Origin of the sequence: Nostoc sp. NMS9 (assembly GCF_017114995.1) — a bacterium.
Taxonomy (GTDB): Bacteria; Cyanobacteriota; Cyanobacteriia; order Cyanobacteriales; family Nostocaceae; genus Nostoc.
Genome location: NZ_JABXKL010000040.1, coordinates 30,672 through 55,667, shown reverse-complemented (window position 1 = coordinate 55,667; position 24,996 = coordinate 30,672). Strand labels below are relative to the sequence as shown.

23 protein-coding genes and 2 pseudogenes are annotated in these 24,996 nt (G+C 41.0%); 14 read left to right on the top strand and 11 right to left on the bottom strand.

Annotation, left to right across the window (positions count from 1 at the left end):
• Nucleotides 1-790 precede the first annotated feature (790 nt).
• From cysE to HWQ40_RS14190, 9 genes and pseudogenes are all read left to right on the top strand, one after another.
• Nucleotides 791-1,540, top strand: a complete 750-nt coding sequence (gene cysE / locus HWQ40_RS14230) for a serine O-acetyltransferase (protein WP_292778742.1) — start codon at nt 791-793, stop codon at nt 1,538-1,540.
• A gap of 75 nt (nt 1,541-1,615) precedes the next feature.
• On the top strand, nt 1,616-1,885 hold the full coding sequence (locus HWQ40_RS14225) for an Asr1405/Asl0597 family protein (RefSeq protein ID WP_292778740.1): 270 nt from the start codon (nt 1,616-1,618) through the stop codon (nt 1,883-1,885).
• A 306-nt stretch (nt 1,886-2,191) separates the two neighbouring features.
• A complete protein-coding gene (locus HWQ40_RS14220) occupies nt 2,192-2,389 on the top strand; it encodes a DUF2949 domain-containing protein (RefSeq protein WP_292778738.1) in 198 nt (65 codons plus the stop codon).
• A 371-nt stretch (nt 2,390-2,760) separates the two neighbouring features.
• Nucleotides 2,761-3,894, top strand: a complete 1,134-nt coding sequence (gene nifV, locus HWQ40_RS14215) for a homocitrate synthase (protein WP_292778736.1) — start codon at nt 2,761-2,763, stop codon at nt 3,892-3,894.
• Nucleotides 3,881-4,168 carry a nitrogen fixation protein NifZ gene (locus tag HWQ40_RS14210; RefSeq protein WP_094349913.1) on the top strand — a complete coding sequence of 96 codons (288 nt, stop codon included), beginning with the start codon at nt 3,881-3,883 and terminating at the stop codon, nt 4,166-4,168. Before nifV ends, HWQ40_RS14210 begins: the two co-directional genes overlap by 14 nt.
• Nucleotides 4,143-4,346, top strand: coding sequence for a putative nitrogen fixation protein NifT (nifT, locus tag HWQ40_RS14205; protein ID WP_114083693.1), 204 nt, complete (start codon nt 4,143-4,145; stop codon nt 4,344-4,346). The genes HWQ40_RS14210 and nifT overlap by 26 nt, the downstream gene beginning before the upstream one ends.
• A 158-nt stretch (nt 4,347-4,504) precedes the next feature.
• Nucleotides 4,505-5,053 carry a (2Fe-2S) ferredoxin domain-containing protein gene (locus tag HWQ40_RS14200; protein WP_292778734.1) on the top strand — a complete coding sequence of 183 codons (549 nt, stop codon included), beginning with the start codon at nt 4,505-4,507 and terminating at the stop codon, nt 5,051-5,053.
• 246 nt (nt 5,054-5,299) lie between these two features.
• Nucleotides 5,300-6,496 (top strand): PD-(D/E)XK nuclease family protein, encoded by a 1,197-nt coding sequence (locus HWQ40_RS14195; RefSeq protein WP_292778732.1) that lies wholly within the window; start codon nt 5,300-5,302, stop codon nt 6,494-6,496.
• 51 nt (nt 6,497-6,547) lie between these two features.
• Nucleotides 6,548-7,123 (top strand): annotated as a pseudogene (locus HWQ40_RS14190) (Uma2 family endonuclease).
• Between the two features lie 339 nt (nt 7,124-7,462).
• Here the strand turns inward: HWQ40_RS14190 and HWQ40_RS14185 are convergent.
• The 3 genes and pseudogenes from HWQ40_RS14185 to HWQ40_RS14175 form a co-directional block, all read right to left on the bottom strand.
• Nucleotides 7,463-8,392 carry an XDD3 family exosortase-dependent surface protein gene (locus HWQ40_RS14185; protein WP_292778730.1) on the bottom strand — a complete coding sequence of 310 codons (930 nt, stop codon included), beginning with the start codon at nt 8,390-8,392 and terminating at the stop codon, nt 7,463-7,465.
• A 526-nt stretch (nt 8,393-8,918) separates the two neighbouring features.
• Nucleotides 8,919-10,301 carry a 1-acyl-sn-glycerol-3-phosphate acyltransferase gene (locus tag HWQ40_RS14180; RefSeq protein ID WP_292778728.1) on the bottom strand — a complete coding sequence of 461 codons (1,383 nt, stop codon included), beginning with the start codon at nt 10,299-10,301 and terminating at the stop codon, nt 8,919-8,921.
• 278 nt (nt 10,302-10,579) lie between these two features.
• Nucleotides 10,580-11,148 (bottom strand): annotated as a pseudogene (locus HWQ40_RS14175) (Uma2 family endonuclease).
• 572 nt (nt 11,149-11,720) lie between these two features.
• Here HWQ40_RS14175 and HWQ40_RS14170 point away from each other — a divergent pair.
• Entirely contained in the window at nt 11,721-13,565 is a 1,845-nt protein-coding gene (locus tag HWQ40_RS14170) for a proline--tRNA ligase (RefSeq protein ID WP_292778726.1), read from the top strand.
• Nucleotides 13,566-13,878: 313 nt separating this feature from the next.
• Nucleotides 13,879-14,490, top strand: a complete 612-nt coding sequence (locus tag HWQ40_RS14165; RefSeq protein ID WP_292778724.1) for a GerMN domain-containing protein — start codon at nt 13,879-13,881, stop codon at nt 14,488-14,490.
• A 96-nt stretch (nt 14,491-14,586) separates the two neighbouring features.
• Here the strand turns inward: HWQ40_RS14165 and HWQ40_RS14160 are convergent, their stop codons facing one another.
• The 3 genes from HWQ40_RS14160 to efp form a co-directional block, all read right to left on the bottom strand.
• On the bottom strand, nt 14,587-14,934 hold the full coding sequence (locus tag HWQ40_RS14160) for a metalloregulator ArsR/SmtB family transcription factor (protein WP_094349905.1): 348 nt from the start codon (nt 14,932-14,934) through the stop codon (nt 14,587-14,589).
• A 62-nt stretch (nt 14,935-14,996) separates the two neighbouring features.
• Entirely contained in the window at nt 14,997-15,554 is a 558-nt protein-coding gene (accB, locus tag HWQ40_RS14155; RefSeq protein WP_292778722.1) for an acetyl-CoA carboxylase biotin carboxyl carrier protein, read from the bottom strand.
• A 109-nt stretch (nt 15,555-15,663) separates the two neighbouring features.
• Complete coding sequence (efp, locus tag HWQ40_RS14150; protein WP_094349903.1) at nt 15,664-16,221, bottom strand: elongation factor P; 558 nt, start codon at nt 16,219-16,221, stop codon at nt 15,664-15,666.
• A gap of 202 nt (nt 16,222-16,423) precedes the next feature.
• Between efp and HWQ40_RS14145 the strand changes: the two genes are divergently transcribed.
• Nucleotides 16,424-17,530, top strand: coding sequence for a peptidylprolyl isomerase (locus HWQ40_RS14145; RefSeq protein ID WP_292778720.1), 1,107 nt, complete (start codon nt 16,424-16,426; stop codon nt 17,528-17,530).
• Between the two features lie 305 nt (nt 17,531-17,835).
• On the opposite strand, the gene HWQ40_RS14140 is transcribed toward HWQ40_RS14145, so the two are convergent.
• Both HWQ40_RS14140 and HWQ40_RS14135 read right to left on the bottom strand, forming a co-directional pair.
• On the bottom strand, nt 17,836-18,678 hold the full coding sequence (locus HWQ40_RS14140) for a hypothetical protein (RefSeq protein WP_292778718.1): 843 nt from the start codon (nt 18,676-18,678) through the stop codon (nt 17,836-17,838).
• A 120-nt stretch (nt 18,679-18,798) separates the two neighbouring features.
• Nucleotides 18,799-19,692: an aspartoacylase gene (locus HWQ40_RS14135; RefSeq protein WP_292778750.1), complete on the bottom strand. Its 894-nt coding sequence runs from the start codon at nt 19,690-19,692 to the stop codon at nt 18,799-18,801.
• A gap of 104 nt (nt 19,693-19,796) precedes the next feature.
• Between HWQ40_RS14135 and HWQ40_RS14130 the strand changes: the two genes are divergently transcribed.
• Nucleotides 19,797-20,750 (top strand): LysR family transcriptional regulator, encoded by a 954-nt coding sequence (locus tag HWQ40_RS14130; protein ID WP_292778716.1) that lies wholly within the window; start codon nt 19,797-19,799, stop codon nt 20,748-20,750.
• 329 nt (nt 20,751-21,079) lie between these two features.
• Here the strand turns inward: HWQ40_RS14130 and HWQ40_RS14125 are convergent, their stop codons facing one another.
• A complete protein-coding gene (locus HWQ40_RS14125; protein WP_292778714.1) occupies nt 21,080-21,652 on the bottom strand; it encodes a Uma2 family endonuclease in 573 nt (190 codons plus the stop codon).
• A gap of 89 nt (nt 21,653-21,741) precedes the next feature.
• Between HWQ40_RS14125 and thiL the strand changes: the two genes are divergently transcribed.
• Nucleotides 21,742-22,764, top strand: coding sequence for a thiamine-phosphate kinase (gene thiL / locus HWQ40_RS14120; RefSeq protein ID WP_292778712.1), 1,023 nt, complete (start codon nt 21,742-21,744; stop codon nt 22,762-22,764).
• Nucleotides 22,765-22,867: 103 nt separating this feature from the next.
• On the opposite strand, the gene HWQ40_RS14115 is transcribed toward thiL, so the two are convergent.
• Nucleotides 22,868-23,881 (bottom strand): type I glyceraldehyde-3-phosphate dehydrogenase, encoded by a 1,014-nt coding sequence (locus HWQ40_RS14115; RefSeq protein ID WP_292778710.1) that lies wholly within the window; start codon nt 23,879-23,881, stop codon nt 22,868-22,870.
• 116 nt (nt 23,882-23,997) lie between these two features.
• A complete protein-coding gene (gene nadD, locus HWQ40_RS14110; RefSeq protein WP_292778708.1) occupies nt 23,998-24,624 on the bottom strand; it encodes a nicotinate (nicotinamide) nucleotide adenylyltransferase in 627 nt (208 codons plus the stop codon).
• Nucleotides 24,625-24,996 lie beyond the last annotated feature (372 nt).

Here is a 24,996-nt window from a genome sequence, read left to right as displayed (position 1 = left end):
CTCCTCAATGTGATTCAGTATGTCACTCATATTTTCGTGTTAAAAAACTTCTCATGATGTTCTTTTATCACAAAATATACTATTTTGGAGATGTCTAGTATTTAAACTCCATTAATGAGTATTTGAACTCCATTAATGAGCCTTTGAACTCCATTAGTAAGTCTCTACAAGTTTCGTGGCTAGAGTAGCATAGCTTTACGCCGCTACAGCAATAAGCAATTATTTAACTGCTATGAGAATATCTACCTATTATGCCACTCTAAGATTTTGTGTTGGCTATTCCCACACATCTATATAATAAGAAAACAGTTACGATGAGCGATAACTATATTTTGAAACGTATACATACATACAGACAGCAAATCCTAAAAGAAAATAAAGAAACCTGTCTTTTCTCTAACCCAATAATAAGATACTAATAGTAATAGGATATACAAAAAATAGATTTGTAGCCTGATCAAATTCATATTTGAGTACATCTGAGTACAGCTTAATATATTGCAAAATATGTTGACGAAATCTTAGCAAAGACTTACAGGTAAAGTTTCTTGTAGCGAGAACAGAAATTCTTAACCCCCGCCCCAAAAATACTAGTACCCCCATCATTAAATACTAGCACCCCTATCCCAAGACAAATTTTAAGTTTATCTTGAGTCGGGGTTTTGGCGTTTGAGTACAACCTCAATCAATCCAATAAATCCAATCAGCATTGGGTTTTGTATCGAGTTGGAAGTCACCTGATATAAGCATAAAAATAGCAGATGACTCATTTACCAGATAGACATTACCGATGCAACAGTCTTTAGACAGTACTAGCGATCGCCAAACTACCAAAACGCAGGATTCTGCCCGCACATCCATGCTGAAAAATCTCCTCTCTGGCGTTTTTTTTGAGCCATTATTGAGTGATTTTCGCATTATTTTTGAGCGCGATCCAGCAGCACGTAATTGGCTAGAAGTGGTGTTTTGCTACCCTGGATTGCACGCGCTATGTTTGCATCGTCTTGCTCACTGGTTACATGGTCGAGGAGTCGGTTTTATCCCCCGCTTAATTTCTCATTTGGGGCGATTTTTGACCGGAATTGAAATTCACCCAGGTGCAAAGATTGGTCAGGGCGTGTTCATCGACCACGGAATGGGTGTAGTCATTGGCGAAACTGCGATCGTCGGCGACTATACACTGATTTATCAGGGCGTCACCCTTGGCGGAACTGGTAAAGAAACTGGTAAGCGTCATCCCACAGTCGGCAAAAATGCAGTGATTGGGGCGGGTGCGAAAGTTTTAGGTAATCTGCAAATTGGCGATCGCGTCCGTATTGGTGCTGGTTCGGTTGTCTTACAGAATGTCCCCAACGACTGCACAGTTGTGGGAGTTCCCGGCAGAATTATTTCTCGGAACGAAAGCGCCAGCCTTTCTCCTTTAGAACATGGAAAGCTACCCGATGTGGAAGCAACCGTGATTCGTTCTTTGCTCTCGCGCATCGAGCAACTCGAAAAACAACTGCAAACTTTAAGACAAGAGTTAGGAGTTAGGAGTTAAAAGTTAGTAATTATTCTCCCTCATCTCCCCCATCCCCCTCATCTCCCTCATATACCCCACTCCCCCACTGCCAAAATGAGAAAATTAAACGCCTCACAACTTAATTCCGGCCCTTTAGGCGATCAAGTTTTGCAGATTCCTTTGAGCGATCGCTGGCGAATCTATCACCGATTGCAAGAGTTAAAAATTAAGAGCTACTGTCCCCCTGATGGTTCTTTACGAGTGCAAGTGAACAATTTGCTCGAAGTAATTCTAATTCGTAGTACAGTTATGCAATTTCTTGCTTCTCGTCACGAATTATTAGAGTGGCTAGAGCGTTGCTGGCATTACAGTGATGAGTCATGATTATTTCAAAAAGACCTAATTCAGAGACGATTAATCTTGAATTCATGACGCAAGTACTGGACTTTATCCTTTTTGTTCATAGATGCACAAAGCTCAAATAGGTTTAGAGTTTGAAGCTACTGTCCGCTAGCAGAATTTGTTGCAGACTGAGATGGATTAGACGGGGTTTAGATTTTATTTCTTCTACTAAATTTGAAATCCCCCTGACATATAGCGACAATTAGAAAGGCGAAATTCCTAAATATAAATTGGAATTTCTGATTTTTAATCTTTTCTCAAATTAAGAAATTGAAAGTTCAATCAATTATGGCGACTCGGAACAGAGATATAAAACTCCTCAATTTTTTGCACAATGAACTTGAACTTTCAAATGCCGATATTGCTGTAGCTCTGCGACACCGTGAATTAGACAATGGCCCACTACCGATGCTCCTCTGGCAGTATGGTTTCGTTGACTTGGAGCAGCTAGGAAAGATATTTGATTGGCTAGCAGACCACAGTTAGCTAGTTTGTACCCCTTAGCGTTGGATACCATTACCTGCCTAAATTACACCAAAATGTACTAGAAAAGATGAGGTTACGAAGATGATTACATCCTTAATTGCTGGATTCTGTGTATTACTTTGTTCGGGATTTGCTAATAGTTATATTAGTTCATTGCTACTCGAAGACATTTCAACTGACATCGGTGAAAACGATTAGTAATTTATACATTGTTTTAGTTCCCTGCCATACAGATGTGATGCTAATAATGAGGCAATAATTAAGGATCATGTATCCTACATTATGAATTGTAATATTTTTAGCATTTACCATCATGAGGGATTGTAGAGGGAAAGGATATTAAGAATACTTCCAAGAGAGGGATATTTGCAATGAATCAAATCATAATTAATGACACTACATTACGTGATGGCGAACAAGCAGCAGGTGTTGCCTTTACTCTACAAGAAAAAGTAGCGATCGCTAAGTTTCTCGATGCCATTGGTATACCGGAATTAGAAGTGGGTATACCGGCAATGGGCGACGAAGAAACCCGTGCGATCGCCGCAATTTCTAACTTAGGTTTACAAGCAAAACTCTTGGGCTGGAACCGTGCTGTCATCTCAGATATCAAGGCTTCCATCGCTTGCGGTTTGAACCGGGTGCATATTGCCATTCCCGTCTCTGGTATCCAAATTGCCACTAAATTTCATGGTCAGTGGCGAGTAAGTTTGCAAAAACTCAAAGACTCAATCAACTTCGCCCTCGATCAAGGTCTTTGGGTAGCAGTCGGCGGCGAAGATTCTTCTAGGGCTGATGAAAACTTCCTCTTAGATGTAGCCCTTTATGCCCAAGAATGGGGTGCATCCCGCTTCCGCTTCTGCGACACAGTAGGAGTTCTCGACCCCTTCACCACCTACACCAAAGTCCAAAGGCTGGTTTCTGCGTTGACGATTCCCCTAGAAATCCACACGCATAATGATTTTGGTATGGCAACTGCCAACGCCCTTGCGGGCATCAAAGCTGGAGCCTCATCAGTGAATACCACAGTCAACGGATTGGGTGAAAGGGCGGGAAATGCAGCATTAGAAGAAGTTGTCATGGCGATCAAACGCATCTACAACGTTGATTTGGGAATTGACACTCCCAGTTTGCTGGAACTGTCTCAACTAGTTGCAGCCGCATCAGGAGCCGATGTACCACCTTGGAAAGCGATCGTTGGCGAAAACACCTTTGCTCACGAATCTGGCATCCATGCTCACGGGGTATTGCAAAACCCGATCACCTACGAACCATTTGCACCCGAAGAAGTCGGTTGGGAACGGCGTTTAGTAGTAGGTAAACATTCTGGACGGCATTTGGTTGCTAACTTACTAGAACAGCATGGAATTTTCTTGAACCCCCAAGAAACCCAATCTGTTTTAGACGCAGTGCGCCATCAATCGGTACAGAAAAAACGCAGTTTGACGACAGAAGAACTATTGAATTTGGTCAGAGAACAGAGGTACTCTCATGCAACGCGATGAATTAGAACTAAACTTGCCACCTGCTTTTGAAATTGGTGAAAAAGTCAGAGTTCGTAAACTGCTAAAAAATGATGGTACCTTTCCTGGTAAGGAAGTCGGCCAAGTTTTAGTAAACAAAGGAGATATCGGTTACATAGCGAGTATAGGTACATATTTGCAGACTTCCTATATATATGCTGTGCATTTCTTAGAAACAGGGTTCGTCGTCGGCTGTATGAAAAAAGAACTAGAATCTGTTGAGGAATCTCATGAAAGTAATGCTACGGATGAATGATGCCGGCACTTTAGTAGTCTACGTTGCTAAAAAAGACCTGGAAGAAGAAGTCGTCAAACAAACCGATGGAAATGATGGCAAGATTCTCACCCTAGCAAATGGTTGGGAATTAGAATTTCGTGATTTGCCAGACACAGCAAATTTACCTCAAACTGTAGAAGCTAAACGCCTAGCTTAAAAATAGTTAGGAGTTAAGAGTTATGAGTTGGAAGTTAAGAGTTATGAGTTAAGAGTTATGAATTATTAACTCTTACCTCCTCATTTTTAACTCCTCACTCCTAACTCCTCACTCCTAACTCTTCGCTTTAACTCCCCACTCCTAACTTTTTATCAATCATGGGTAACAAGTATTTGACGTTATCAGAATTGAACCTTGAGGGACAGTTACTAGGTTTTGTTGGTGGTGAACCAGGAAAATATAAATACTTGCAATTGGCAGTTCCATCTGGAAATGTAGACATTAAACTGCCTAAAGAGTTACGCCGATTACTAAGTTCATCCTTAGTTCCTGGTCAGCAAATTCGCATTTGTGGTCATAGTAAGGTAGACTCGCGCACAAGTAAAATTAAAATCAAAGCCTATCGGGTGACACCAATTGATGTGTGTCCAAAGCAAGATTTACCACCTCAACCCAAAGCGAGGATTATGGTATGTCAAAAGGGCGGTTGCCTGAAACGTGGTGGTAAAGGATTATTATCAGATTTAGAAAAAACTTTGTGCGATCGCGGTTTATTAGACAAAGTTACCATTGAACATACTAGTTGCCAAAAATGCTGTGGCAGCGCTCCCAACTGTGTTTTACAGCTTGGTAAAAAGAAATACAAGAATATTCATCCTGAAGCGATCGCATCTTTGCTAGAAAATCACTTAACTTCAGAGCAATAAACTTCTCTAGCTATTCTTAAAATAATACACGACTTTGTAGGGGTAAAAATTTTACTCCTATTTTTTATTGGTATAGTCTAGCACCCTTGTCAAACTGCAATCGGCTAAGTTATAACTGCTGTAACGCTAGTAATATTTAATACAAACATAACTTATAAAAATTTCCAGTACTCTTGTTCCAGAAGGACTACAAGCTTGGTTCTTGTATATAACTTTTTTTGAATTACCTTAAATACTTAAAAATAAATGTCTTTGTTTACTAATTTACTCAATCTGCATTCAGGAAGCAAACCGCGTGAAGATTTTTTTACTGAGATTGTTGCTTATTTTCTGTCCCTGAATAATGGTATTTTGCTTGATTGGCTAAAACATCACTCAATCATTAGTGATGATAATTATTCCAGCATCAAGATTTCAACTCAACAAGAACATCAAGCACTGGCGGGTCATACTGAGGATAGTAGATTTGATATTGTGGTTGAATTATCAAATGGCATAAGCACAGATGTAATATTTATTGAATCCAAAATTGGCGCTAAGGATGGAAATAATGCTTTAAGAAAATATGCTGATATTTTGAGTAATTTACCAAATGTCAGACATCGAATTTTAATTTATATCACCCGTGATTATGACCCAAAAGATGAACTCAAACAATATGATTATGATCCAAAACCAGCAATCAAAGAGTATTGCCTTGAGTTATCACCCAAGATAAATTTCTTCCAACTGAGGTGGTATCAGTTTTATAGCTTCTTGAAAGAACGCGCATCTGATATCTTAGCTCAAGAAATATTAATTTTTATGAGGAATAACAGAATGTCTCACACTAATCAATTTTCATCAGTTGACTTATTGACAATGGTGAATTTTAACAAAACTCTCAATCTCATGGAATCAACTCTCAGTGATGAAATACAGCACGAATTCAAGCTAGCTTTTGGAGGTGTTATCAAAGGCGCAGCAAGTAGGACTCAATGGAAATGGGACGAGAGATATATTATCTACACCCACTTTTCTCCCTGTACATGGGACTTATGGTGTGGTCTTGGATACTTCAATTTAAATCCAAGTAATTTAACTGATTATCCATATTTAGGTATATTTTTGCAGGTTTCTCATAGGTTTGGACAACGCCCAAAAATTATTGAATCTATGCAAAAAATAATTAACAATAAACCTAATCTATGGACTCCTAGTAATTTAAAAGTTTTGCCAGCATGGTCAGGTATATTTTATCGAAAAAGCTTACAAGATTTTTTATCTGAAGAAAACCACGTATCTGCTATTAAATTATTTTTCCAAGAGTCAATAAAGGAATTAAAAACGGTTCAGGAACAATATTTTGATTTTCCTTGGAAGGGTGTAAGTATAGAAACAGTTACAGAAACTGATAAAGAAGAAGATTTAGACACCTCACCATCTTCCATCGCAGAAGTTTAATCAGTTACAGCTATATTAAGATAAAAATAACTCTGCATTCTCGTAGTTGTTATGAGCCTTACCACTGCTAAACGCTTTACTATAGCTGAATATCACCTTCTAGCTGAACTCGGCTTCTTTGAGGAGAATGACCGAGTTGAGCTAATTAAGGGTGAAATAATCCAGATGGCAGCAAAAGGTACACCGCACTCTGTTTGTGAAACACGCCTAGAACGATGATTATATAAGCTAGTGGGCGATCGCGCAACCCTACGAGGACAACAACCAATTACTTTGTCTAACAACAGTGAGCCTGAACCAGATAGAGTAATTGCAAAAAATAGAGATGATGACTATCTAGCGAATCATCCCAGCCCATCTGATATTTTACTCTTAATTGAGATTGCTGATTCATCCTTAAAATATGACCAAGAAGAAAAGCTACCTATTTATGCAGAAGCAAATATCTCTAATTATTGGATATTTAATTTAGTAGATAATTATCTGGAGTGCTATAGCGAACCTTATCAAGCCTTGCAAGGTAAATTTGGTTATCGTCGCAAATTTATTTATCTGCAAAATGAATCAGTTAATCTGCCCTGTTTTCCTAATTTAGTTGTGGATTTATCTAAGGTGTTTCCAGGTTAGGGTGTAAGGAGTGATGTCTGACAACAAGCTGCTGCACGCCTTATAGCGAGTATAGGTGTTATGAGCGTTACCGAGATTATTTGGAGAATTACCAAAGTAGTTTTTGTATTTGATAACTATCTGAGAAAAAAATGCCCTTGCTAGAAAGTAAGGGCATTGAAATTGACCTATTTAATGTTTAGTGAGTAAATCTACAGGGCTTGGGATACTTTCGCTTAAGCTTCATCCAAAATTCCATGACTCCAGCGATCATTTTTTCTGAGAGAAAATAGTCTTTTATCTTGTCTATAATCACTGAAGAGAAATCAAGCCGTATTGCAAATAGTCCTTACCCAATTGTTACGCTAATTTCTTGCGTAGCTTGCTACCAGCCAAAGCCAGACCGACAATTCCTAAACCAGCGAGACTAGCAGGCTCAGGAGTCGATTGGACAATAGAAGATTTCTTGAATTCAAATGCAATGGTTTGTGTGCCGTTGAATTTGCTGGCATCGTAGCCAGTGGTCAGCAACTGCTGCGTTACATTACCCTGTGCTAAAAACGAGATTCCATTCAGATATTTTCCAGAGTCGATGACATTGAGATTAAATGTCTTGTCTTTGCCGTTATTGGTAAAGTAACTACTGGTCAAATCACCATAACCGACAACACCACCACCTTGTTTTACCTGAGTTTCGTAAGAAATCCATCCATCTCCTGCCAAACCACCATATCCAACAGTGTAGCCTTCTTTGATATTAGTAACTGTCTTTGCCTGAACATTACTATAAACCCCTAGTTGTTGTACTCCTGAAGCATTCACTGAGGAGAAATGAATCCCAAACAAATCCCCGCTGCTCATAGCATTTTCAAAAGTTTTGCCCGCCATATTGAAGAACAAATCACCATATCCAATTTGACCACCGGTAGCACCCTGTTCAGCCTCTCCTGTTAACTTCATATTGCCGTTGATTGCCACAATCACGCTGGTAGCAGTTTCTTTGATAGCCATACCAGAGATATCGTAGGGATTTACTTTCCCTGCTGCGGCACCAACCCAGTAATTCCCGTTCATCCCATCTTTGTTTGAATCAAATGCATACTGCCACCCGCTAGCATCAGTGGAGTTTTGACCCATCAAAAGACCGGTAGTGTCGTTCATACACTCCAAAGATATGCTAAATGCTGTTCCCTTTAAGTCTGAGGCATACGCTCCTTGACCAGCCACAAAGAAGATTCCAAAAGTAGCAATACCAACCTTCAGTAAATTGAATAAGTTTTGAGTTTTCATTATTTATAAATTGATTGATTTAGAAAATCACAATTTTCTGGACTTCTCTATTTGTAATTTGAATTACAAAAACATAAAAGCGTGATTTCTCTGAAAATATAATTTGAATAACTTAACGGTAATTTTATAAAACTCAAATAAAAAATGATATATCTAGTTACAAGTGCTTTTATATAACCCAATTATATTAAAGGTGAAATAGGAGCAAAGCCAAGTAGGTCTAGTAGCCTGCGATTTTTTACACCCATTTAATTAGGTAGCTTTCAAAAACTTTTGGGTTTGTGTAAGCTTAATAAAGCACATCCCGCCAACACCTCCGTACAGAGCATCTAAACCCGCGATCGCTAGAAGTTTTTTGTTTGAATCGATCTACTTTAGAAAGTAATATCCGATTCGGATAAACACTTAGGCTTTTACATTGCATCTTGCTAGTTAAGGGAGTCAGGAGGCAGGGGTCGAAATCAATAAGCCTCCTGACGACTGACAGCTTTATTCTGGTTCCTAACTAAAAATGCAACCCTTCTAATCAAATCAAACCTTCCAACGCATGTTGCAGATCATTTGTCACATCAGCAACAGCTTGTCTAGCACCCAAACGGTTTTCCTTATAGTCTGGGTAATGCTCAGAAATAGATATGGGTTCACCCACAGTAATTTTTACTTTTTGCTTACCCAATTGCGGACGCTGCACAGCTTTATCGCCTTTGATTTTAGCAATCATTTGCCATAAAATTAAAGTCGTCTCAGCAAACCTTTCTACTGTTGGATTTTCACGAATATAATTACCAGAAACTGCCACAAAACTTTCTACTAAACGCATGTGCCACATCCGGGCATTTGCTTCTTCAGCAACGCGATCGCCTAAAGCTCTTTCAACCGCAGATACTCCTTTTACATCCTTAAATTCTTCTCTAAATATATAATTCCAACCTGCTTGCTCGACTCGCCGACAACGGTCACTTAAACTACCTTTTGACTGCAAATTAAAATACTGTTCTGAGATTAACAGTGCTGCATTCAATAAAGCTTGTAAACGAACTGCTAACGCTTCATTTCTATCTGGAATTTGCCCGTTGACAATCTTGGGATCTGGCAGTTTTTGATGATAAAACCGGGTGTAAAATTCCTCCATTAGCAAAAGTAAATGTTCTGCCAAAGTCAACAACCGGGGATAAAGCGACTCTACAGAAGAATTTTCTGCTGGATTCACAGGTAAACCACTAGCCGCTTCTAATTCAGTTAAAAGATTAGCGATCGCATCCCAAGGAGCATCAACGTAACTATATTTAATCCCAACTGGTACAATTAGAACCTGTTGGTCGCTTCCAGCTTTTTGCAAATCTTCAGCACACCAAAAGCCTAATTGGGCAATACCAGGTTCTAGGGGGCTGATATTCTCCGATAAGCCATTGGTAGCACCTTCAGGCGCAGCCACCATCGGGAATTTCCCATTGGCAAACAAGTCACGCGCCGAACGTAACCCCGTCCAGTCAGCTTTACCTCGCTGAATCGGAGTGCCACCTAAATGAGAAGCAATCCAGCCAACGTGGGCACCTGCCCATAGAGGAATGCCGCGATCGTAGATAAAATGAGCGTGAATGGGAAGTTGTAGTGTTGTACCCTGCGATTGCGCTACCTTTGGTACGAGTTGAGACAGCAAGTAACCCAAACAAAACGGATCGTCTGTTTTCGGATGGCGAAATGCCAGCATAAAACGGATCTTACCCTCCTGAAACTGGCGATATAGATCCACCAGAACCTCTACGTTGTCTGCTTCAATTTGGGTAATAGGTGTTTGCCATTTTATCCAACTGGGTAGCAACAGATGGACAACTCGTAGCAATAAAGGGTTAAACGCCGGAGGAATAAATTCTAAGGGTGCCTGTGCTTGATAAATTACATTTGCCAAAGTAGTTTCTCCTAAAGATGCCCTGATTCTAATCGCCTGATGGTTATTTATTTTAAGATATCCTAACGGCTGTAATATGCCCTGAGTAATGAAGTCAAGGTAAAACCTGCCTATTGTGCTGTGCTTGGCACATGACTCAGGTTAGAAAACTAGGATACCTTCTTAGTCTGCCTACGTAGATTATTTTAATGAAGCGTACTTACGCAGACTTATAAAGTATTTTCTGCTGCAATGGAAAGTGTTGGCAGATAGTGGAGGTTTAGCAGCACTTGCAAATCTTAATAACAAGAAAGACTCAAGCTAAATTCTGGCAATACATCTTCACCCGATAATTGTGTGGGTAGATTTCGCACTTCCGTATCTTGTTTTTGACAATAAATTTCTACTTGCTGATGTTGGGGGTTAATTAACCATGCCAATTGCACCCCTGCATCTATATATTCTTGCATTTTGGAACGTAACATTTCCAAATCATCTGTTGCTGCCCTTAATTCAATGACAAAATCGGGTGCAATGGGGGAAATTTGCGTCTTTGTTCAGGTGTAAGTGTTTGCCAACGTTCTCCTTGAATCCAAGCAGCATCTGGGGAACGGTGAGCACCATTGGGTAATTTGAATATACTAGAAGAACTGAAGGTAAAACCAAGGCCAGTTTGCCGATTCCAGATTCCCAGATCAATAATTAAATCTGCTTCTCGATTCCCGCTTTCACCTCCAACGAGGGACATGATGATTAATTCTCCCTTGGCAGTGCGTTCAAATTTCAATTCGCGGTTATTTTAACATAAGTGATAAAATTGTTTGTCACTTAAATTAACAGTGTCTAGTTTTAATGTCAAAGGACTCATAACCTAGACCTAGATTAAATAGTTGCAAAGATTATATCATGCCATATCTTAACGGCTGTAAGATGCCGATCTCGCTTGCACTTTGCGTACCTCGCAGGTTCAAAAACTAGAATACCTTTTAATACGGTTCGGTTAACGTTCTAATATTTTGAAGATCCCCCAACCCCCCTTCAAAAGGCAGGGCTGTTTCATTCCATTTCAAACAGGATTTGTCAAGATGGTTAGCGAGAAAATTGTAAGTAAGGGTGACGATGAGATGAACATTTAAGCACTTAAATATCAGTAAAATAGTTCATTTTATCGACACGCTGGTAACAAAATAACCAATTTTAAATTGCTATAACCCTTGATTTTTAAAGCTCTTTAGGGAATGAAACAGCCTTGTCCTTCAAAAGGGGGGCTTTTAACCCTCTTTTACCCCCTTTTTAAGGGGGTCGCTGCCGGCGGGGGGATCTTAACCGAACCGTATTGGCTTCTTAATGCACTCAGGCGGACAAGAGTTTGTGTGGCCGCGATTTATAATCGCCAGGTGGTTTATAAACAAATTAGAGATTCTGGAAAGGGATTAAACGATGCGACTTTCACAAATGTTATTTGTTACACTGCGGGATGATCCGGCTGATGCTGAGATTCCCAGCCATAAATTATTACTCCGTGCAGGTTACATTCGTCGCATCGGTAGTGGTATCTATGCTTATTTGCCGCTAATGTGGCGGGTACTGCAAAAAGTTTCCCAGATTGTGCGGGAAGAAATGAACGCTACAGGCGCACAAGAATGTCTCTTACCACAATTACAACCTGCTGATTTATGGAAAGAATCGGGACGCTGGGACACTTACACCAAAGCTGAGGGGATTATGTTTTCTCTAATTGACCGCCGTGAGCAACAATTAGGATTAGGCCCAACTCATGAAGAAGTAATCACAGCGATCGCTCGTGATATGATTCGCTCTTATCGCCAGCTACCGCTACATCTCTACCAAATTCAAACCAAATTCCGCGACGAAATTCGTCCCCGCTTTGGTTTAATGCGTGGACGTGAATTTATCATGAAGGACGGCTACTCTTTCCACGCTGATGAAGCCAGCCTCAAAGAAACTTACCAGGATATGTATAAAGCCTACAGTAATATCCTGCGGCGTTCTGGTTTAGCTTTTCGGGCAGTGGAAGCTGATTCTGGTGCAATTGGCGGTTCTGGTTCCACAGAATTTATGATTTTGGCGGAAGCTGGCGAAGACGAAGTTCTCTACACTGATGATGGTAAATACGCCGCTAACGTAGAAAAGGCTGTTTCTTTACCAATTGACGCCGAAACTTCACGGTTTACAACCTACGAGAAACGCGATACACCTGGAACAGAGACGATTGAAAAGGTGTGTCAACTCCTCAACTCTTCTCCCACTCAATTAGTGAAAAATGTCCTTTATCAAACAGTTTATGATAATGGTATAACAGTGTTGGTTCTGGTAAGCATCCGAGGCGATCAGGAAGTTAATGAAGTCAAGTTGCAAAATGAATTGACCAAACTAGCTTCTGAATATGGCGCTAAAACTATTATTAGTTTGAATGTACCAAATGTAGAAGCCCAGCAAGCATGGACAGCTAAATCTCTACCTTTAGGGTACATTGCGCCAGACATCACAGATGAATATATTACCGCTAATAAACAGATTCATCCTAAATTTTTGCGCTTGGTAGATCAAACAGCCGTTGATTTAAAAAACTTTGTTACAGGCGCGAATGAAACTGGCTATCACGTCGTTGGTGCTAATTGGGGTGAGCAATTTACATTGCCAAGTACAGTAGTAGATATACGTAAGGCAAGACCAGGCGATCGCGCCATCCACAACCCAGAACAAAGCCTACAAAGCGCCCGTGGAATTGAAGCAGGTCACATCTTCCAATTAGGTACTAAATATTCCCAAGCGATGGGTGCAACTTATACCAATGAACAGGGTGAAGAAAAGCCGCTATTTATGGGTTGTTTTGGTGTAGGTGTATCACGACTAGCACAAGCTGCCGTCGAGCAATCTTACGATAAAGATGGGATTATTTGGCCAGTTGCGATCGCACCCTACCACGCGATCGTCACAATTCCTAACATCAAGGATGCTCAACAAATCGAAATCGCCCAAAAACTTTACACAGAACTCAATCAAGCGGGAATTGAAACCCTACTAGATGACCGCGACGAACGGGCGGGAGTGAAATTTAAAGATGCGGACTTGATTGGCATACCTTATAGAATTGTAACCGGACGAGCGATCGCTAATGGCAAAGTTGAAGTTGTAGAAAGAGCCACCCGTAAATCTCAAGAAATAGTCATTGATGAAGTGACAACAACACTCAAACAGTGGATTACGGAAGCAATAGGGCATAGGGCATGGGGCATGGGGCATGGAGAAGAGACAAGGTAGACAAGGAAGAAGGGGAGACAAAGGAGAGACTTGTTCAATAATTCCCCCTTATCTCCCTTGTCCGTTTGTCCCCAACTTCTAACTCCTAACTCCTAACTCTTAACTTTTCACTCCCCACTCCCCAAAATTTAGATAATTTGGTAGGTGACGGATTAGAAATAAAAATTCTAAAATTGAATTGGGGACTTACAGAATTAAGAGGCATTAAGTCTCCTCTAGATTGCGGGAAACTCTCTACCTATAAGTATCGTCTTTAACCAGGCTGCTCCTCACATAACTACCATATCAGCCCTCAGTTAGGAAGGTTTTGAACATGAAGGACCAACAAGGATCTAATCGTATTTCTTCAGGCGTAATTGCAGCTGTGTCAGCAGCGGTTGTAGCGGTGGGTGGCGGTGTAGCTTGGTTTACCACACAATCCAGCAATACTCCTACACCGTCAAACCCCTCTGGGCGTATTGAACAGCCAGTACAGCCATCAACTAGGCAGCCAGGTAATGAGAACACCCCCAACGTTTACTGGCTAAGACCAAACAATAAAAATGTTACTTTGGTTCCCCAGCCTGTTAGAGTAGCTTCTGTACTACCTAACCAGGCTTTAGAAGCAGCTTTCCAAAGTTTGTTAGCAGGTCCAACAGAAGGGACAGATTCGACAACTATCCCCAAAGGAACCAAGCTATTGGGGCTGAAGTCAGAAAATGATGAGGTTCACGTTAATTTATCTGAAGATTTTACCAGCGGTGGTGGTAGCACCTCAATGATGGGTCGTGTGGGACAAGTTGTTTACACTGCAACAACTTTAAATCCCAAAGCCAAAGTGTACATTGACGTGAATGGCAAACCGTTGGATGTTTTAGGCGGTGAGGGTGTAGAGTTACAACAACCGCTAACTCGTGAACAGTTTCAGAAAAATTATCCCCTTTAAAAAAGTTAGGAGTAGAGACGCGATTAATCGCGTCTGTGCAGGAGTGAGGAGTTTTAATTTATAACTCATAACTCATAATTCATAACTCTCTTACACTTACCGTTTGCTATTTAACACACGAAAATTACGGGCTTGCTGCTCTAACCTTGTGGCGAGGCGATCGCAAACCCGATTACACAACTCAAAAATCATTTGATCCTCCACCCGGTAATAGGCGCAAGTTCCTTCACTGCGGCGGCTAAGAATACCTGCTTGCCACATTACCTTCAGGTGTTTTGATACATTTGCCTGAGAAGTCTGTGTTGCCTCTACCAACTCTTGCACGCATTTTTCTTCATCCCGTAATAAGTGTAGCAGTCGTAGGCGCATTGGCTCACTTAACAGGCTGAAGTATTCAGCTACTTGTTGCACCACTTCTGGTGGTAAAGGCAACGTTTGTTTCATCAGGGTTGACCCGCAAGGACTGAAAGTTTTAACAATGACTCACATCATATATACATTAATACTTAATCAGGGTTAATTCGCATCAAAGGTTGACCATATTCTACAGCGTCGCCATTTTCAAGGAGAATTTCCATCACCTGTCCAGAGACGTCGGCTTCGATTTCATTCATCAGCTTCATGGCTTCAATGATACAGACTGTTTGACCCTTGCGGACGCGATCGCCCACTTCCACAAATGCCACTTCCCCAGGCGCAGGAGCACGATAAAACGTTCCTACCATTGGGGAAGGCACTTCTACTAATCTCTGGTCAATGGTTGAGGGAGGATTTACTGATAACTGCATTTGTGTGCTAGTTCCAGTATTCTCAAATACACGAGATGTGGACACCTCTGTTAGCTGACTTCCGCTCACCTGGTTTCCCCCAGATGAACCCGATGTCAAGCCTGAACCTACCACACCGCCTAAAGTCCCTTGACCTACCGACAACATCTGATTGCTAACGCTCACAGCCTTACGGACTGTTAGCTCAAAATCATCGCTTTTGAGTATGACTTCTGCAATATCTGTTTGTGCGATAGTTGCCAATAGTTGGCGGATTTCATTAAAGTCCAATGGCACAGTTTTTATTACCTCGACCTATCCGTAAATTAGCATTTTAAGTGTGGCAGGGAATTAATCCCTATGTAGGGATTTCAATCGAGAGCAAGCATCTCCGTAGAGATGAAAGTTATTCCCTGCTGATATATTTATCTTCCTGGGTATCAACTTTGATGCGTTCTCCTTGGGAAATAAACAAAGGAACCATCACAACTGCACCAGTTTCTAGAGTTGCTGGTTTTGAGCCACCTGTGGCGGTGTCACCTTTTAAACCTGGATCTGTTTGGACAATTTCCAGAACCACAGACTTAGGTAACTCTACTCCCAATACCTGTTCGCCCCACCGAATCACTTCAGCTTCCATACCTTCCTTGAGGTACTTGACGCGATCGCCAATTTGTTCGCGAGTCAATCTGCCTTCTTCGTAGGTTTCCATATCCATAAAGACAAACTCATCGCCTTCTTTATAGGTATGCTGCATCGTACTTTTTTCTAGAGTGGCTTGCGGCACTGTTTCCCCGGCGCGGAACGTTTTTTCCATCACGCTCCCACTCTGGACATTTTTTAGCTTAGTTCGTACAAAGGCGGAACCTTTGCCTGGTTTGACGTGCAAGAATTCAAGCACTCGCCATACAGACCCATCCAATACAATTGAAACACCGGGTCGAAAGTCGTTACTGGAGATCATGAAACTTTCAAATTTTGGAAGACAATCGGCATTTATTGTACCCTTCTAGGGTCGTCATTGGGCATTTGTCATTAGTTTAGTGTTATTGTCATTAGTTATTTTTCCTCTGCCCTAGACCTCTGCTCCACTCATCACCTAACGTGGGAAGATTATTTATGGGTTACGTCCAGTCAACAATTCACTGCTGCATTTGAGTTATCCCATGCTTAACTTATTAAAATCCTGGCTGAAGAAGAGCCTAATGGCAATACTGCTGATAACAATATTTTTAGGCATAACTACAGCTGGGTGGACTCCCTCCAGTAGCGCCGCACTCCCAGCAGGTAATGCAATTACCGACGGTAAGGCTTTGTTGCGGTATGCACTCCCGATAGATAACAAACCTGTGCGGCAACTACAAGGCAGTTTAGAGGACATCTCTGCCCAACTGCGGGCGAATCGACGTTGGGGTGCTATTTCCAAAGACATCAGCCAAGCATCCCGCATTCTCGATAAACCTTCCCAAATCTTAACAAGCGTTCCCGCAGAACGCCAACCCCAAGCCGAAGCTTGGATTACCGAGTTGAAAGCTGGGGTGGGTAAATTGCAAGAATTGGCGAACAGTAAAGATAAAGAACAAATACTGCAAGAGAGAACTAAACTACTAAATCTCGTTACTCAGCTAGAAGATTCAATGGTGAAACAATTTCCCTTTAAAGTGCCTGCTGAGTATAGCAACCTGCCACAACTTAAAGGTCGTGCCACTGTAGAAATTAAAACCAACAAAGGCGATTTAGCTCTTGTCGTAGACGGTTATAGCGCCCCTGTAACTGCTGGTAATTTTGTAGATTTGGTACACAGGGGTTTTTATAATGGTTTAGAATTTACCCGTTCTGAAGAGTCTTACTTTCTCCAAACTGGAGATCCTGCTGGAAAAGATGTGGGTTTCATTGACCCAAAAACTGGCAAATATCGTGCTATTCCCTTAGAAATCTTAGTTCAAGGAGATAAAGCACCTACTTATGGCATTACTCTAGAAGAAGCTGGTCGTTACGTTGATATGCCAGTTCTACCTTTTTCTGCCTTTGGTGCAGTAGTGATGGCTCGTCCCGAAAGTGAAGTAAATGGTGGCTCATCACAATTTTTCTTCTTTTTGTTTGAACCAGAACTTACCCCCGCCGGACGCAACCTATTGGATGGTCGTTATGCCGTTTTTGGCTATCTCACTGAAGGCAGAGAAGTTTTGGATAAACTGAAGGCGGGTGACAAAATTGAATCGGCAACAGTCGTTCAGGGAATAGAAAATTTAGTTGAGCCGCAAGCTGCCTAATAGATTAAGGACTTACGTACTGTACAAAAGAATCATGTTGTGTATCAACGTAAATACATCGTTTCAGGTTTTTATTAATCATTCTTTGATGGTAAATAGACCCACGCTGTAGGAGCAATTCATGAATTGCCCCTACGATAGATGTGGTTTTTCAAATCATCGATACATATTTGGTCTTTCCTGTCAATGCGTAAGTCCTAGATTCCAGCCTTTTCAAGGTGGGGAAATTTGGAACGAATCAATACTCCATAAATTTGGCATAGCCATATTCCTATTATAAATTGGAGTCATTACTAACAGATTCATCACAGACAGCCGGCACAACTATTGCAATTATTATTATTGTCACCGCCATTACTGTTACCGCCACGGCTCAAGAAACAAAAAATTAATATTGGCAACCACAAAAGCCACCACCAAGACCACTCTGAAGCTTTGTCCGAGGTAGTGTGATTATTCTCAAAGGTAGATGTTGGTGTATTGCCAGGACGTGGAGTATTTTCAGCCACCTGAGACATCACAAGTTCAGAGCTATTCAAATTATTTGAATAGTTATGAGTATTAGCAATCAGTGGGAAAAAGCTACTCATTGCTAGAACTAGCATAAATGATAACAGCGCAATTAGCATCGATTTCAACGCAGGCAATCGAAGAAAAGTAAAGGATGGTTTGGGTACAATCCAGTAGCAACGAGTGTTTACTCGTGTGAACTGAATATTATTATCGAATTGGATATTTGATGACTGCCAAATATCAATCGGTGGGCGCTCATTAAATATTTTTTCATAGCTAATCAGCGTTTCGTAATACCACCTGCGATGCTTTTCCTGCTCGCTATAACCGCCACTACTAGGATGATGATGCAATGATTTATGTAATATTTTACCACAAAACTCATCCCAGTATGAGTGAGTGTAGGTTAAGTGCAAATGCCAAACTTGATCCACTTGAGCAGAAGGACTAACAGGATGCCCAGCGATAACGGCAAGAAAGGCAAACTTTTTGTATTCGTTAATAACACGTTGGGTGTATTTAGTTGTCCAACCGTTGTCTTTTGCTAATCGATGAGTAAATGATAAAACTGCATCAGCATCATCTAGAGAAAATCTTTGAATATTTTGATAAAGCTCTATCTGTTGAGTGTTCATTAGTAACTCCTTTAAAGTGTTAAAAGTTAAATTGTCAAGACTAACATACAGGTAATAGAATGAACGACAGAGGAAGTGGATGAGTGCTTGAAAGTTCTTTGTGTAAGTCCTAATTTTGGCTTATTCAACAGTAATCATTTGTTTTTCGGTAAAACACATGGCAATACCTTTCTCGTAATAAGCTGCTTCATTAATAAAAACAGGATAGGTAGTTGAGTTGGCTTCGTAGGGAATTGTTTGACCGTCAAATGTTAAGAACATAGGATCGCCAGGATTTAAAACCTCATAATCTTTAAACTGAAGCCGAGGATGGATCATGGCTTGAATTTCTCCGTGTTCGTTTCTGGGATAATCAATTGCTTCTATATATCTGTAGAAGATAAGAGTATTTGGGAACGCTGGTACTTTTCCCTGGTTGTACAGTTCTAAATAATCTAAAATTGTGTAAATTATGGCTTCAGTTTTCAGAAAAATATCTGGATTCAAAACACCTTGAGGAACAGAGCCAACCTCAATAGCAACGCTAAATTTGCCAAGCGATCGCAGCGAATTATCACCTCGACCAGAGTTTCCAGAACTATAAACCTTGACTGAAGGATTAACATAACTGAGATAGGCGGCTAATTGCAGATTGAAGGGTTGATCATTATCGACAATGATGGTTACACCCATGTTGGCGGTTGTACTATGTAAATCCAAAATAAAATCAACAGGAGTTTTACCATTTTGACCAAACAGATGGTCAATCTCTTGAGCTAGTAAATCCTCATAACCAGAAAGTGTTGAATCCTCTAAATTTTGACGCAGGAAGCACCGATTTAAATCTTTGTCAATGTATCGTGTTCCTGCTGCAAATGCTTTAGGATTAGCCAACAATGTCAGTGTTTCAAAATTGGATTTACGAATTAGCTCAGGAAATTGCTCAAAAAGTTTGATCAAGTATGCTCCAGTAAACTCGTTCCCATGAGTTCCACCTCCAATCAATACTCGATTGATTTGGCTCTTAAATTTCATTTCTGGTTCCCTAATTGCAAGTGGTTGTATTGCTCTGAAGATATCTTGGGAAACCATGATATAATCACCTTGTTTATGCAACATTCGATGACTAAAACGTCATAATGCTGAAAAAACAAGAATCTTTAGCCTCTCACAAATGGTCAAATTGGGATGAACTAGAACTGCGTCACCTGAAGTATGCGATCGCTGTAACCCAGAAGCAAGGATTTACCAACGCTGCTGCATATCTGGAAATCGATCAGGGATTTCTGAGTAGACAAATCAAGCGGCTGGAGAAAAAAATTGGATTTCAACTATTTGATCGCAACCAGCGCCCGTTAAAATTAACAGATGCGGGAAATGAGTTTTTGCAAGAAGCCTGTCAAATTCTCAGTCAGGTTGAACGAGCAATTGAATCAGGTCAACAGTTAAGTCGTGGTGAGAAAGGACGATTAACTATAGGAATCAATACATCCATCGCCAACAGCAAACTACCCGATATCCTCCGAGCATTTCATCAGAAGTTTCCAGAAGTAGAATTGGTGTTACAGGAAATAGCTTCCTATGACCAAATTGAGAAGTTGCGAAACCAACAACTGGATTTAGGTTTCTTTCATCTGCATAATTTGCAAAATATCAAAAGCAATAATGATGATGTTTTGACTTCTATGCCTATTCTTCAAGAATCGCTGGTCATTGTTTTACCGGAAAACCATCGTTTCGTAAGGCTAACTAGCATTTCACTTGCAACACTGGCAAATGAGCAATTTATCTTACCACCACATAACTTGTTATATAACTTACGCGATCAAATTAATAGGCTTTGCGTGGATGCAGGTTTTCAGCCAAAAGTCAGACAAGAAGCAGCATGGATATCAACTGTTCTGAGTTTAGTTGCAGGTGGAATGGGGATTTCACTACTTCCGGCAAACGTACAAAATCTTCAACGATGTGGTGTAGTCTATCGTTCTATACAAGGACAATCACCAGTATTAGAAATCGTTGCTGTTTGGCGAAGTGATAATGGATCTATAATTTTGAAGAATTTCCTTGAAGTGATTAGGAATTTAGCATGAATTTATCTTTAATATTTTTCAACTCAGCATCGCTAAGGAATTTTTAGTCTAAGAGGATGTTTGAAAAGTATTTTTGGTAACATCTAAGCCTCCCAAACTACAACATAATGGGGGTTTCAAAGCCTCTCGACCTTTCGGGGAGAAGAATGGAAGTGGGGTTTTGAGTATATTTTACAACTTTTCAAACATCCTCTAATCACGATTCAAATAATTCGTAATTAAGTTTTGTAACGGTTATTTAGAAAGAGCCACAAAACTTGATCCTTGTTAGTTGCTATGAAACTTAAACCCACAGAATTAGTTAAAAGACGACTACTATGCATAGTCTACTAGCCCAGATTACCTGCATTCAATACCTCTTCAACTGCAATATTCAATTCTGGAAAAGTCCGTGATACAATTTGCTGAGTAGCTGTAAAAACTGTTTCTTCGTAAAATCCATCTTCCAGTAGTAACACCGAAATTTTTGCTTTCAGTGGGTCTACAATCCAATATTCAGGAACCTCTAAGGCCGCATATTCCGAGCGTTTATAACGATAGTCCCATTTCACAGACTCTGGACTGACCACCTCGACAATTAGTAACGGTGGTGATTCAAATACTGCTGAGGCATTCAATAATTCTCTGGCTTGTTCCAGTGTCACTACACACAGATCAGTCAGCCTAGATTTATTTCTACCCGTTCTCACCCCACTTTCCCGAAAACACAGCCAAGTAAAATTACAACGTTTTATTTCTGCTTTCAAGGCAGTATCCAAAAAATCGACAATCAGGAAATGTTCAATAGTAGGTGGATTCATTAGCTCTAGCTTGCCATCCACCAGTTCATAATGAAAATCAGTGCCATCATCATAGGTTAAGTAATCCTCAAATGTGATGCTGGTTACTGGTGTTATTACCATTCCAACTGACTCCTAGACGATACCCTTATCTTAAACACTAAAACAAATCATCAGTTTTCTTCGTAATTTTGCAACATGGAAAACCGATTGTGAACAGTGATTTATCTTCTCAACAAGTAAAAGACATTGGCGAACAAGGTCTTTTAGAAAGATTACAGCGCTTCTGTCCTCCAGAAATTATCGGCGATGATGCCGCAGTACTTGAGACTGCATCAGGGCAATCTTTGGTAGTGACTACAGATGTACTGGTTGATGGCGTGCATTTTAGCAACCTCACCACTTCCCCAGAAGATGCTGGTTGGCGAGCTGCTGCTGCCAATTTATCAGATTTAGCAGCAATGGGTGCTTCTCCATTGGGAATCACTGTCGGGTTGGGACTACCCGCTGAACTTAGGGTAAGTTGGGTTGAGCGATTGTACCAGGGAATGACAGAATGCCTGCAAAAATACAATACCCCGATTGTTGGAGGTGATGTCGTGCGATCGCCTGTTACTACTCTGGCAATTACCGCTTTTGGTCAAGTTAACCCTAGTCAAATTATCCGCCGTTCTGCTGCTGTTGTTGGGGATGCGATCGTCGTTACAGGCGTTCATGGAGCCTCAAGAGCAGGCTTAGAACTCCTCTTGCATCCCGAATTAGGACAAGACCTTAAAGATGCAGAATGCACGGCTCTAATCCGCGCACACCAACGCCCACAGCCACGATTAGATGTCTTACCAATCCTCTGGAAAATCTTAACTCCTAACTCCCAACTCTCCATTGCTGGTATGGATAGCAGCGATGGTTTAGCAGATGCGATTATTCAAATTTGCCGCGGCAGTGGCGTTGGCGCTGTCTTAGAACACAGACAAATTCCTGTAGCAAAAACTTTTAACCATTGGCTGACACCAGACCAAGCGCTAAAATATGCTCTATATGGTGGCGAAGACTTTGAATTAGTACTGTGCTTACCACAAGAGTTAGCATCAGCCTTAGTGCAACATCTTGGAGAAGGAGCTGCGATCGCAGGCAGGATTACAGCCGGATCGACAGTAATATTGCACGACGAGCAAAAAAAATTCCCTGACCAAGTTCTGAATCTTAGCCAGGGATTTCAACATTTTGGTCAATAGTCCTACCGTGCGGGTACTCCGTTGGAGAACTCGTAGAGTAGCCGCTAGCGCGTCTATGTCATTTTTCTAATGACCAATGACCAATGACCAATGACTAATTATTTTATTGCCACTTTTCAGCTACTAATTCTGCCAAATCCAAGACTCGTTGGCTGTAACCCCACTCGTTGTCATACCACGCCATAACTTTTACTAAGTCATTACCCAAGACCAAAGTCAAGTTTGCATCAACAATCGAAGAAGCATCACTACCTTGATAATCAGAAGATACTAGTTCTAGTTCGCTGTAGTCTAAAATACCTTTAAGTGGACCTTCGGCAGCATCTTTGAGAGCTTGGTTAACTTCTTCAGTAATAGTACGCTTCTCAACCTGAACTACGAAATCTACCATTGAGACGTTCGGGGTTGGTACGCGCAAGGCAACGCCATTTAGCTTGCCTTTAAGGTCTGGGATAACCAGCGCCACTGCTTTTGCTGCACCAGTAGAAGTGGGTACAATGTTTATTGCTGCTGCCCTCGCCCGTCGCAAATCCCGGTGAGAAGCGTCTAGCAAGCGCTGATCGCCTGTATAGCTGTGGGTGGTGGTCATCGTACCTTTGATGATGCCAAACTTATCGTTCAACACCTTGGCAATTGGTGCCAAGCAGTTGGTAGTACAGCTAGCATTACTGATAATGTGGTGTTTGTTGTGGTCATAGTCATGATGATTCACACCAACCACAAAAGTGCCATCCTCGTTTTTACCAGGAGCGGTAATCAGAACTTTCTTGGCTCCAGCATTTACGTGCCTGAGCGCTCCTTCTTTGCTAGTAAATACCCCTGTTGCTTCGATAATTAGGTCAATTCCCCAATCTCTCCAGGGCAACTTTTCTGGGTTGCGATCGGATACGCACTTAATGGTCTTACCGTTAACGATGATAGAGTTATCATCGGCACTAATCTCAGCACCCTTGATCTTCCCTAGCATTGAGTCATACTTTAGCAGGTGAGCATTAGTTCTAGGGTCTGATGTGTCATTAATAGCGACAAGATCGATTTTACTATTCTCTCTACCCACCCAGCAACGCGCAAAGTTACGTCCAATCCGCCCGAAACCGTTGATTGCAACTCTAATCACAGTGTCTTGCCCTCTGTATTTATGCTTATATGTTGATATGGTTGACCCCAATCATATCGCAAAGGGGGGGGGCACTTTTAACCATAAAGTGTTAGATCAATAAAAAAACACATAATTTATTCAGATTTGTAAGAGTAGAGATTGTTGTTAGTGATATATGATCTGACCGATTCCGGGACTAAATAACGAATTGACTGGCGTTCGCGGCAAAATTTGCGAATTAGACTTGACGAAACACCTACTAAAGGTATATTCAAGAGTTGCCAGTGAATGATCAGAGATTGCTCCTGGAGTTGGTGCTCCACTTGCTTGCAGATTAATTTGCTTTGAGTTATAGTCTCACCACCTAGCTGTCGGGGTGCGATTAACCAATCACACATTTGTGCTAATTCGTGTCCCCGGTACCAACTGGGTAAGGTTTGGAAAGTATCCAAGCCCACAATCCAGTACCAGTGAGTATTTGGGTAACAAGCAGATAAGTCAATCAGGGTGTTAATGGCATAAGAAGTCCCAGAGCGATTAGTCTCCACTAGTGAGACAGTAAATGCTGGGTTATCTTTGATGGCCAATTGCAGCATTTGCCGACGATGCTCAAACAAAGCTGCTTCTTTGTGAGGAGGATTTAGGGATGGCACCCAAATTACCTTTTCAAGGGATACTTGATGCAAAGCTGTCTCGGCTACGAGCAGGTGTCCCCAATGAATTGGATCGAATGTGCCACCAAAAATTGCTAATTGCTGCATCCAGATAAGCCTGGGTTTTATGCAATTGAAAAATAGTTTCATTACCAATGTACTATTGTACTCAATTCACGCCTAGACTTGATGCAATTTCAAATTAGTTTCACTAAACAATGTATTATGTAGCCAATTCCAGTAAGGTAGCCAAAAATATGTATTTGACATTACAAGAATTTCTTTCCCGATGCGGCCAAAATTTTCAGAATAATCTTAAGAACAGTTCAGAAATAGCAAAAACCTCCACACAAGGTAAAATCATTCTCAACCAGCAAAACCAGAGCAGAAACATCATTTGGGCATCAAACATAAACATGATACAGGAGTAGTTACGGTAAAAATCAAATTCCTGTTATGATACGCGTGTCATTTGTGATT

Excerpts from the sequence above, each read along its gene's own strand:
- cysE (WP_292778742.1), top strand. The coding sequence starts at position 791 with ATGCAACAGTCTTTAGACAGTACTAGCGATCGCCAAACTACCAAAACG.
- HWQ40_RS14225 (WP_292778740.1), top strand. The coding sequence starts at position 1,616 with ATGAGAAAATTAAACGCCTCACAACTTAATTCCGGCCCTTTAGGCGAT.
- HWQ40_RS14220 (WP_292778738.1), top strand. The coding sequence starts at position 2,192 with ATGGCGACTCGGAACAGAGATATAAAACTCCTCAATTTTTTGCACAAT.
- nifV (WP_292778736.1), top strand. The coding sequence starts at position 2,761 with ATGAATCAAATCATAATTAATGACACTACATTACGTGATGGCGAACAA.
- HWQ40_RS14210 (WP_094349913.1), top strand. The coding sequence starts at position 3,881 with ATGCAACGCGATGAATTAGAACTAAACTTGCCACCTGCTTTTGAAATT.
- nifT (WP_114083693.1), top strand. The coding sequence starts at position 4,143 with ATGAAAGTAATGCTACGGATGAATGATGCCGGCACTTTAGTAGTCTAC.
- HWQ40_RS14200 (WP_292778734.1), top strand. The coding sequence starts at position 4,505 with ATGGGTAACAAGTATTTGACGTTATCAGAATTGAACCTTGAGGGACAG.
- HWQ40_RS14195 (WP_292778732.1), top strand. The coding sequence starts at position 5,300 with ATGTCTTTGTTTACTAATTTACTCAATCTGCATTCAGGAAGCAAACCG.
- HWQ40_RS14185 (WP_292778730.1), bottom strand. The coding sequence starts at position 8,392 with ATGAAAACTCAAAACTTATTCAATTTACTGAAGGTTGGTATTGCTACT.
- HWQ40_RS14170 (WP_292778726.1), top strand. The coding sequence starts at position 11,721 with ATGCGACTTTCACAAATGTTATTTGTTACACTGCGGGATGATCCGGCT.
- HWQ40_RS14165 (WP_292778724.1), top strand. The coding sequence starts at position 13,879 with ATGAAGGACCAACAAGGATCTAATCGTATTTCTTCAGGCGTAATTGCA.
- HWQ40_RS14160 (WP_094349905.1), bottom strand. The coding sequence starts at position 14,934 with ATGAAACAAACGTTGCCTTTACCACCAGAAGTGGTGCAACAAGTAGCT.
- efp (WP_094349903.1), bottom strand. The coding sequence starts at position 16,221 with ATGATCTCCAGTAACGACTTTCGACCCGGTGTTTCAATTGTATTGGAT.
- HWQ40_RS14145 (WP_292778720.1), top strand. The coding sequence starts at position 16,424 with ATGCTTAACTTATTAAAATCCTGGCTGAAGAAGAGCCTAATGGCAATA.
- HWQ40_RS14140 (WP_292778718.1), bottom strand. The coding sequence starts at position 18,678 with ATGAACACTCAACAGATAGAGCTTTATCAAAATATTCAAAGATTTTCT.
- HWQ40_RS14135 (WP_292778750.1), bottom strand. The coding sequence starts at position 19,692 with ATGAAATTTAAGAGCCAAATCAATCGAGTATTGATTGGAGGTGGAACT.
- HWQ40_RS14130 (WP_292778716.1), top strand. The coding sequence starts at position 19,797 with ATGCTGAAAAAACAAGAATCTTTAGCCTCTCACAAATGGTCAAATTGG.
- HWQ40_RS14125 (WP_292778714.1), bottom strand. The coding sequence starts at position 21,652 with ATGGTAATAACACCAGTAACCAGCATCACATTTGAGGATTACTTAACC.
- nadD (WP_292778708.1), bottom strand. The coding sequence starts at position 24,624 with ATGCAGCAATTAGCAATTTTTGGTGGCACATTCGATCCAATTCATTGG.